Here is a 9,725-nt window from a genome sequence, read left to right on the forward strand (position 1 = left end):
GCATAGCCAGGCAAAAAAAGAAAGCTTTTTTGAAAGCCTTAACAGGCATGTAGGCGCAAAAATCGGGCTGCAGCTTTCGGGCCGTGACCTGGTAGAGAAAATTCATCTGTATGTATGGTTAATTTTTGTGTGTCTTTTTAAGCAGGTTACTTTTTGATGGTGTATTTCCCCCAGAAATCTGTCGGACTGATCATGGCCTGAAAATCAAAATTTCCGCCACCAGGACCACGGCCACCTCCACCGCCAGGGCCTCTGCCGCCTCCGCCGCCGCCAGGACCACGGCCGCCACCGCCACCAAAACCACCTCCGTCTAATCCAGGCAGCTGCAAGCCGTTTAGTTTAATGTTATATGCAAATTCTTTAGGTACATCTTTAGATATGCCAAGGGCGTCTAAAGGGATTTGCAGTTCGTAAAAGAAAGCATTGTCTTTATCTATATTTGCAAATGCTTTGATACTGTACTCATTGTAAATCGAGATCAGTGTATCAGTCGTATTTTTAAACCCTTTGATCTTAATTTCTTTAGCTTGTGCAAGCTGAGTTTTTTGCATAGCGGCCATCATAGAGTCTCTTTCCTTTGCACTTGGCTGCGCACCACCGCCACCGAAACCGCCGATCCTTCTCATGCCGCCACCACCCGGACCTCTGCCTGTTCTGTGGATAACAGGGTAGGTCAAAGTAATGCTCTCTTTTTCCTTCTTCTTGCCATCCGCATTTACCGACAGCGTAATTCCTCCGGCCATTATTTTTGAATTATTAGGTACATCAGTAGATTTGATGACGAGATAAAGGTTCTTATCATCGTTGCTCATGATGTAGGAGATTGAAGTACGTTTATTTACTGAAAAATCAGCATCCTTCCATTCAAAATTCTTTCCGTCAATTTTAATCGCGTGCGGGGCGAGTATACTCACCTCCTGCAATTCATTAACCTTTTGGGCATTTGCTGTCAAACTAAGAGCCGCAATGCCTAATGTACTTACCGTAATTTTAAAGAATCCCTTTTTCATATTTAGTGAAAATATTTGCTTTTAGTCTCGTTTGGTAATATGACTTATCAAACTTGTTTAGGTTTAATCCTCATCACAAGTTTCATTTTACGAACGAGGCTGCGAATTAACCACAAAATTTAGCTTTCTAAACTTTATGAGTTTAATTTGTTACAAGGAAGGCGGCAAAAAGCAGAAATCGCATATATTTTTTCCCATTTTCTGAATAATTAACTGTGTAACATCATTTAATTTGTTACAAATTACTCCAGTGTATCAGTGACTTTCAGGGCTATCCTTCCTCACCTGAAAAATATAGATCAGGTAAACCAGCGCAGGTAAAATAAATACACTTCCTATGAGCAGTGCAAAGGCCAGCGACTCGATGGCTTTAGCCTGGCCCTGGTGGCCGAGCAGGGAAAGGTTCTGCCCGTTTTTCAACAGAACAATATCTGGAAAATGAGTATAGGTGGCAGCAAACAGGATCATGGTGATCTGAAATCCGGCCAGCAGCCGCAATAGGATTGGCTTGTCCCGGTTCAGTGCCATAAACATGATCACAAGTGATATGCCGGCTGCAATAATGGCTATCAGTCCGGGGGTATCACCGAAGATCCAGTCCGTTAACGGGATATGTTCCAGATAGGCCGCCAGGAACACCAGTGCTCCGGAAAACATGACCACATAGATGGTTCGCCTGGCCTTTCTTATAAAATGCAGCCTGTTTTGCTCAGAATCTGTTTGACCAATAATGAAGATCGTAGCCAAAAAACCGCATATGCTCACAGTAAAGACACCCACTGAAATTGAAAACCAGTTTAGCCAGCTGTAGATATATGCCGATAAGAAATCCTTTGCCTGCAAGTCAATTTGTCCTGAAACTGAACTGGCAGCTATTATCCCCAGAAAAAAAGGTGTAATCAGGCTGGAATACATAAATATGGGGGTATATACCTTTTGCATATCGTCTTTAACAGCATCATAGTTTCTAAATACGAAGGCTGTTCCCCTGGCAATAATACCCAGCAGCATACACACCAGCGGGATGTGCAGGTAGATAGAAACCGTGGTATATATTTTTGGGAAACCAACAAATAAGATCACAATAGCGATGATCAGCCACATGTGGTTTGCTTCCCATATCGGGCCTATCGCATTGTACATGGTTTTACGTGTCTTAGCCTGGTTGGCCTTTGAAGTAAACAGCTCAATGATCCCAGCACCAAAATCTGCGCCTCCAAGCAGGATATAAAGTAAGATAGAAGTCCAGAGAAATACAATTACAACGTAGATCATGGCTTAGGAATTAGGTTGTTTTAAGGATGAATCGTACAATTTTCCCACCATCGTGATCTGCCTGTATAGCAAAAATGTAACTATAATGGCCAGGGAGATGTATACAGCAGTAAACAAGTAAAATGAATAAACTATACCCGGCATTGGGGTCACCGCATCAGCAGTACGCATTACTCCATAAATGATCCAGGGCTGCCGGCCGACTTCAGTGACCGTCCAGCCTGCCTCAAGCGCTATAAATCCGATCGGAGTCGCTGCGATAAAGAGCTTCAGCAGCCATTTGCTCTTGAGCCATTGTTTTTTATTAAATAATGCGATAAAGTATAAGATAGCGATCAGTACCATCACCATCCCCAGCCCCACCATAATCTGAAAAGCATAATGGGTCACGGCGACCGGCGGTTGTTCATTTTCAGGAATCTGATCTAAACCTTTCACCTCTTTATTGAAGTCACCTGTAGCCATAAAACTCAGCAGTCCAGGTATTTTAATGGCATAGTCAACCCTTTTGTTTGCGGTATCAGGTATTCCTCCTATGATCAGGGCAGCGTTCTTTTCTGTATGAAAATGCGCCTCCATAGCCGCCAGCTTTGCAGGCTGCCTCTGGGCAACATCCTTTGCAGATATATCGCCGCTGATTGGCTGCAGGCAAGCTGCAACTGTCCCGAACACGGCCGCTATTTTAAAAGCCTTGCTGTGAAAAATTACATTTCTTCCCCTCAATATCATTAATGCATGAACTCCTGCGACTGCAAACCCGGTAGAGACAAATGCCGCCAGGGACATGTGAAGTGACTGCGAAAACCAGGCATCGTTAAACATAGCTGCTATTGGATCGATATTCAGGTATTTGCCGTCCAGATATTCAAATCCGGATGGACTGTTCATCCAGGCATTTGCTGCAACAACTAATATCCCTGATAACAATCCGCTGATGCCTACAATGACACCCGTGACCCAGTGAAACCAGACATTCAGTTTACCCCAGCCATACATATAAAATCCAAGCGCTATGGCTTCTATAAAAAATGCCGTTCCCTCCAGAGAAAACGGCATTCCAAATATCGGGCCTGCGTGCTCCATAAATGTCGGCCAGAGCAACCCCAGTTCAAAGGAGAGTACCGTACCTGAAACTGCTCCTGTGGCGAAAAAAATAGCCACTCCCTTGCTCCATGCTTTCGTTACATCTTTATAAACCGCTTTCTTCGTCTTAAGCCAATAAAAATGAGCAACAGACATAAAAAAGGGCATGACCATGCCTATACAAGCAAATACGATGTGAAAGCCAAGGGAAAAGGCCATTTGAAGGCGGGCAGCTAAGAAATCATCCATAGAAGGGTAAGATTGGAGTTACAAAAATAAACAAAATGATTAAAATATCTTGTTTAGTTGCACCAGTTGTATATAAGTTTACCCGAACTAATTTATTTATCATAAAAAAGGTATTTACTATGAAATCGACTTTGAGACTTTTGCTTGCCGGGCATTTTTTATTTTTTATGGCCTGTAAAAAAATCTCTTCTAAAAAAAGAGAAGAAACAGCCCCTCCCACCGAACAACCTGTAAAAAGACTTGTACCATTAAAGTTTGAGTCTGATCAGTTGCAGATCACTCTTAAATATCAGGAGAACACCGCGAACCTGATTGAAATAGCGGGGTCCGATGGCTACACTATGACCATCACCTATAAAAACCAACAGCCTTACGAAATAAAAAAAATGAAGAATAACAAGCCCTTTCAGCTGATTGATTATGTAAAAGACAGGGAAGGACTTCCCAAAGCAAGGTCTTTTGATGAAAACGGAGCAGTATTCACTCCAACAGGTTATTACATACTCGATTATGATCAGAACCAGCTGCTCGTTAAGATCAGATTTTATAAGGATAATGGAGAACTTTTCCGCGAATCAACCCTGTCGTACTCATTGGGAAATGTAACTACCCAGATCCAGTCAAATTACCCGGGCGGATCAAAAAACCTGCACTACACTTACGATCTTAAAAATGGAATATTTAAACACCTAAAATATCCGGAAAGATTGCTTTTGGAAACCAGGTATCCATTCTTTAGCGCTGGTCAAAATAACATACTGAGCAGCACCGGAACTGAAACTCTACAGGAAAAAATAACCTATAACCATGAATACAATGAGGATGGTTATCCTTCACAAATCATGATCACAGATCACAACATGAAGCAAAATTTTAAAGTGACTTATATGGAGCTTAAGCAGTAACTATTTTTTTAACAATACTCCAGCTTTAAAAACATTGTCTGCAGCCTGCAGGATCTTGATTTTCAGTTTAGGATTATAATTGGGGTTTTGTTTTAAAAAGTCCCTGATGACCTGGGCTGCATCAGCGCTTTGATAATAACTGAAGGTAGCTTGCAGCCAGTTCTGAGGAAAAAAAATGTCACCGGTTGTTTGTATTTCAGTAAGTAATCTAAGGCTTTCAGGAAGATATTTAATGGAAGTCGCCTGTCTCAAAGGATGATGCAGATAGTATAGGGCAGCGGCTACATTAGACTCTTTTTCTCTGTTGGATTTTTGCATGAGGCTTTTGAAAAAATCATCCCTAATGGCTTCACTTGCTGAAATAGCCGGCACTATAAATTCAAATCGTTTTCTCCGGTCTGCGTTTGTAATTCTTGCCAGCTGTTTTTTTAGTATTTCGGTATCTTTATCTGATCTTAAGGCTAAAGAGAAAGCCAGCGAGGTGTAATCGTCTTCTGTCAATTTTATTCCCTGGGGGGCTTTTTGCCGAGCCCATACCTCGTAAAGCCTATTCCTTCCATTCTCAGACAAAAACACATCCTGAAAGGCCTTAAATAACAGTTTTTTATTATTGGGCAGGCTTTGATACTTCATTGCCTCCCAAAGTAATTCCTCCAGTTGTGCAGATCCCGTTTTTCGTTCTTTCGGGGTAATAAACTCCCAATAAACATTCGCCAGGTAGCCGGTTAGCAGTTTAATATTCAGCTCTTCTTCTTCTTTCTTTAAGCCAGCGGTAAATAAATCCATCAGCTGCCCCGGTGTCACAGATCGTCCGTTGAGCATATTTTCGTACAGAGAGATATAGGCGGACGCCCTGTTGAGTGGGTCGGCAATATGATAAAGCCCGGGAAGCATTTTTCCATCTACCGGCCATAGTCCATAACCTTGCCCTGAAGAGTTGAATTGAAGGAACAGCGGAACATCCATACCCTCTGCTTCCTTTATATCGGTCTTATCAGTATTCAGGTTTATGCTGAGCTCTTTGCTATGATCGGCATAATAAAATTTTACTTCGAACAGCTGCGGCCAAACCCGGTCATCACCGTATTCAGGCTTCTGCCTGACCGTAAATTTACTGATCTTATTGTTCTTCTTCTCCAGTTCATAATCTATGACAGGCCTCCCGGTATCGTTTACCCATACCTTATTCCATTTCTGCAGATCAGCATCCGAGTATTTATCTAAAATGCCGATCAGATCCGGCCAGGAAGCATTACCATTGGCAAACTTAAGCAGGTATTCTCTCACGCCCTGCTGAAACCTATCCTTACCCATCAGTCTTTCCAGCTGCCGCATCATGACCGGTGCCTTGTGGTAGATGATGTTTCCATACAATGTGCCGGCGTCTTTCAGATTATCAAGGTCCTGTCTTATTGGATTGGAACCCTGAGTACGATCTATTCCATAGGCTGCCGGGAAATGGTCCACTAAAAATTTCAGGTCAAAAACAGCCTTACCTGTAAGCGCTTCCATGCTTTTATCTGCCATGAAATTGGCAAATACCTCTTTCATCCAAACATCAGTAAACCAGTTCATGGTGACCAGGTCTCCGAACCACATGTGCGCCGTCTCATGGGCAATGACATTACTCCTGGCATCGAGCTGATCCTTGGTTGCACCCGCATCCAAAAACATTGCTGATGCCTTATACTGGATCGCACCCGGATGCTCCATACCGCCAAACTGAAAATCTGGTATAGCTACAAATCCAAACTTCTGAAAAGGATAAGGGATCTTTGTCCACTCTTCCAGGAATTTTAATGAAGAGGCGTGGGTAGCAAATGCTTCCTTTATGCTTTGTTTTATTTTTGCGGTATCTGTTTCCCGGTATAAATACTCTGCTTCTCCTTTTGCCAGATGCCCGGTAGCCTTTTCAAATTTACCTGCTGCAAAAGCAAACAGATAGGTGCTGATGGTGTCCGAAGTGTTATAATAAACTGCTTTTCTGTCACCAGTCACTACAGAATCCCTCAAGCTCGCATTGGCAATGCTTTTCCAGCTGGCCGGCAACTTCAGCGTCAGCGTATAGGTGGCTTTGAGGTCAGGCTGGTCAAAACAGGGAAAAACAGTTCTGGCCCGATCCGGAACGAACAGCGTGTAGAGGTAGTCTTCGTTTCTGTTCAGCGCCCCCTCGCCGGCTTCAAAACTAAGTTCAACTTTATTTTTTCCTGACACTAAATATTCCGTATCAATGATCAAATGTTCCGCTTCATACTTCACTGCTGCAGTTTTATCATTAACCCTGAGAGACTTTATTTTTGCAGCATTTTCTCTGAAATCTAACTGCAGCGGGTACTGATTAACATTTAATTGAAAACTAATCACTTCCAGTGCCTCAATTTTATCCTTTCTCAGCCTGGGAATGTCCAGCTCCAGCTTGTAACTAATGTCCTTTATCACCGTTTTGCGGTATTCTGCCAGTTGGCGGGAAACCCCTGATTCTATTTTAGGACCAGGAATAACTGCTATTTCATGGTAAATCATTCCTTTTTTTACACTATTACAAGAGAACAGGCACAAAAGAAACCCTACTAAACAATTGTTAAGCTTAACCATAAGGCGAAAATAGGTAATGATTTTCTAATTCATTCCTCAAGTTTGCCCGAGGTGCACAAAATTTTAACCAACTAATCCTCATTAAGCTTATTTTAGCAGAAACAAAACTCAAAATAAATAATTCATATGAAAACTACATTAAAGACACTACTGCTTGCAGCACTGGCAGTAGGTTTGCAGTGCGACCTTCAGGCGCAAAGCCTGAAAATGCCACAGGCAAGCAGCTCACAAACACTTACTCAGGCCTTCGGACTAGGCACGGTCACTATTAGCTATTCTCGTCCAAATGTCAAAGGACGTAAGATCTTTGGCGGACTGGAGCCCTATGATGCGGTATGGCGCACGGGAGCAAACTCGGCAACGACAATTGCATTTACCGAAGCCGTAAAGATTGAAGGTAAGGATTTAGCCGCCGGAGAATATGGATTGTTTACCATTCCGGGTCAAAATGAATGGACGATCATCATCAATAAAGGCGCCAAGCAATGGGGAGCCTATGAGTACAAAGAAAGCGATGATGTGCTGCGGGTTAAAGTAAAAGCCACAAAACTCAAAGATAAAGTGGAGACTTTTACCATTCAGCTGGCTGATGTATACCCTACCAGCGCCAGGCTGCTATTGACCTGGGAAAATACAACAGCATCTGTTGGCCTGAGTACTGATGTGGATACTAAAGTAATGGCCGGTATAGATGAGGCTATGAAAGGGGAGAAAAAACCGTATTTTCAGGCTGCACAATATTACCTGGAGAACGGAAAAGACCTGAGCAAAGCATTAGAATGGATGAATATTGCAGACGCTGACAACACAAAAGCGCCATGGGTTAAATTATGGAAGGGCCGTGTTCAGCTGAAAATGGGTGATAAAAATGCAGCTGCAAAAACTGCGGAAGAAGGTCTGAAGATTGCTACCGAGATCAAAAACCCTGAGTACATCAGGTTAAATGGTGCATTACTGGCAGAAGCAAAGAAATAAGATTAAAAATTTATGATAAAATCCCTGGGGCTACGAAAGGCCTCGGGGATTTTTTTTATGTTTTATAAAAGTCTGAATAATCAGAGAAAAAAATATCACCAGCATACATCCGATGACATTCAGCCATAAATAAGCCACCACTTCATTCCAGCCTAACAGCGTTACCACAATCTCCGTGAGGACGGCACCAAAAAAAACCGCCCTGCCGTTGACAGACTTTACATAAAATGCTACCAGGAAAACACCAAGTATTGTCCCATAAATATATGACCCAAGTATATTTACCGCCTCCAGTAAATTGCCGATCTTACTTGCATACAAGGCCATAACAATACAAACTATGCCCCAAAACACCGTTGCCAGCCTGGAAACCTGCAGATATTCATGATCGGAAGCATCTTTTTTAATCAGCCTTTTATAGATGTCGATCACCGTTGTAGAAGCCAGGGAATTCAGTGCACTTGCTGTTGACCCCATAGAAGCGAGGAAAATAATAGCAATCAGCAAACCGATCAGACCCCGGGGAAGGTATTGGGTCACAAAACTTAAAAATATGTAGTTATTGTCATCAGTGTTTGCATGTATATCGTTCTTAACCATTAAGTCAGTGACCTGTTTCTTAATCGATTTTTCTTTTTGATCAGCTTCCTGCAATACCTTTCTTTGCTCATCTATCAATCCTGTATCATCTTTATCCAGTGCAGCATTCATTTTGTTGACCGCAACTTCTTTTTCTTTATGAATGAGTGTGTATTCTGCTTTAATCTTATTCAGCTCAGGGTTATATTTACTTTTTTCCAGCTTATTCAGCTCAAAGCTATTAAAGAAAACAGGAGGCTTGTTGTATTGATAAAATGTAAACACCAGTACACCGATCAGCAGGATCAGGAACTGCATAGGAATTTTCACCAAGCCGTTCATCAGCAAGCCGAGTCTGCTCTGACTTACCGATGCCCCTGAAAGATACCGACCCACCTGGCTCTGATCCGTTCCGAAGTAAGACAACTGCAAAAAGAAGCCCCCCAGCAGGCCAGTCCATAAGGTATACCGGTTGTTCGGGTCAAAAGTCAGATCTATCGCATTGGTCCTTCCCATTTTACCCGCAATACTAATGGCTTTTACAAAACCTATATTGGCAGGCAGCAAATGCACCACCATGGCTCCGGCGGCAAACAAACCGCAAAAAATAATGCTCATCTGCAGTATTTGCGTATAAGAAACGGCTTTAGTACCCCCATATACAGTATAAAATACCACCAGGCTGCCGATAAATAAAGTAGTGTAAGTAGTATTAATATTTAATATCGTAGATAAAATAATTGAAGGTGCATAGATCGTAATTCCTGTAGAAAGCCCTCTTTGTACCAAAAATAAAAAAGCGGTCAGCGCCCTGGTCTTCAAATCAAACCTTTGCTCCAGGTATTCATATGCGGTATAGACCTTCAGCCGGTGGAATATAGGCACAAAAGTGATGCACAACACGATCATGGCCAACGGCAAGCCAAAATAAAACTGCACAAAGCTCATTCCCGAAGAATAGGCCAGTCCCGGTGCAGACAAGAAAGTAATTGCGCTCGCCTGGGTTGCCATTACCGATAAACACACATGGTACCAGGGCAGGCTTTGATTTCCA

The 9,725-nt window shown here is 42.5% G+C and carries 7 protein-coding genes; 2 read left to right on the forward strand and 5 right to left on the reverse strand.

Annotated features, from left to right (window positions below):
- Positions 1-146 precede the first annotated feature (146 nt).
- From VK541_RS06395 to VK541_RS06405, 3 genes are all read right to left on the reverse strand, one after another.
- Positions 147-1,010, reverse strand: a complete 864-nt coding sequence (locus VK541_RS06395; RefSeq protein ID WP_324368063.1) for a hypothetical protein — start codon at positions 1,008-1,010, stop codon at positions 147-149.
- Positions 1,011-1,265: 255 nt separating this feature from the next.
- Positions 1,266-2,285 carry a cytochrome d ubiquinol oxidase subunit II gene (locus VK541_RS06400; RefSeq protein WP_324368065.1) on the reverse strand — a complete coding sequence of 340 codons (1,020 nt, stop codon included), beginning with the start codon at positions 2,283-2,285 and terminating at the stop codon, positions 1,266-1,268.
- A gap of 3 nt (positions 2,286-2,288) precedes the next feature.
- Positions 2,289-3,617, reverse strand: a complete 1,329-nt coding sequence (locus VK541_RS06405; protein WP_324368067.1) for a cytochrome ubiquinol oxidase subunit I — start codon at positions 3,615-3,617, stop codon at positions 2,289-2,291.
- A 119-nt stretch (positions 3,618-3,736) separates the two neighbouring features.
- On the opposite strand from VK541_RS06405, the gene VK541_RS06410 reads away from it, so the two are divergent.
- Positions 3,737-4,522: a hypothetical protein gene (locus VK541_RS06410; protein ID WP_324368069.1), complete on the forward strand. Its 786-nt coding sequence runs from the start codon at positions 3,737-3,739 to the stop codon at positions 4,520-4,522.
- On the opposite strand, the gene VK541_RS06415 is transcribed toward VK541_RS06410, so the two are convergent.
- Complete coding sequence (locus VK541_RS06415; RefSeq protein WP_324368072.1) at positions 4,523-7,045, reverse strand: M1 family aminopeptidase; 2,523 nt, start codon at positions 7,043-7,045, stop codon at positions 4,523-4,525.
- A gap of 198 nt (positions 7,046-7,243) precedes the next feature.
- On the opposite strand from VK541_RS06415, the gene VK541_RS06420 reads away from it, so the two are divergent.
- A complete protein-coding gene (locus VK541_RS06420; RefSeq protein ID WP_324368074.1) occupies positions 7,244-8,092 on the forward strand; it encodes a DUF2911 domain-containing protein in 849 nt (282 codons plus the stop codon).
- Positions 8,093-8,122: 30 nt separating this feature from the next.
- On the opposite strand, the gene VK541_RS06425 is transcribed toward VK541_RS06420, so the two are convergent.
- Positions 8,123-9,725: sodium:solute symporter (locus tag VK541_RS06425; protein WP_324368076.1), on the reverse strand; the 1,603-nt coding region annotated here is incomplete at its 5' end.

This window comes from Pedobacter sp. (assembly GCF_035317785.1).
GTDB lineage: Bacteria > Bacteroidota > Bacteroidia > Sphingobacteriales > Sphingobacteriaceae > Pedobacter.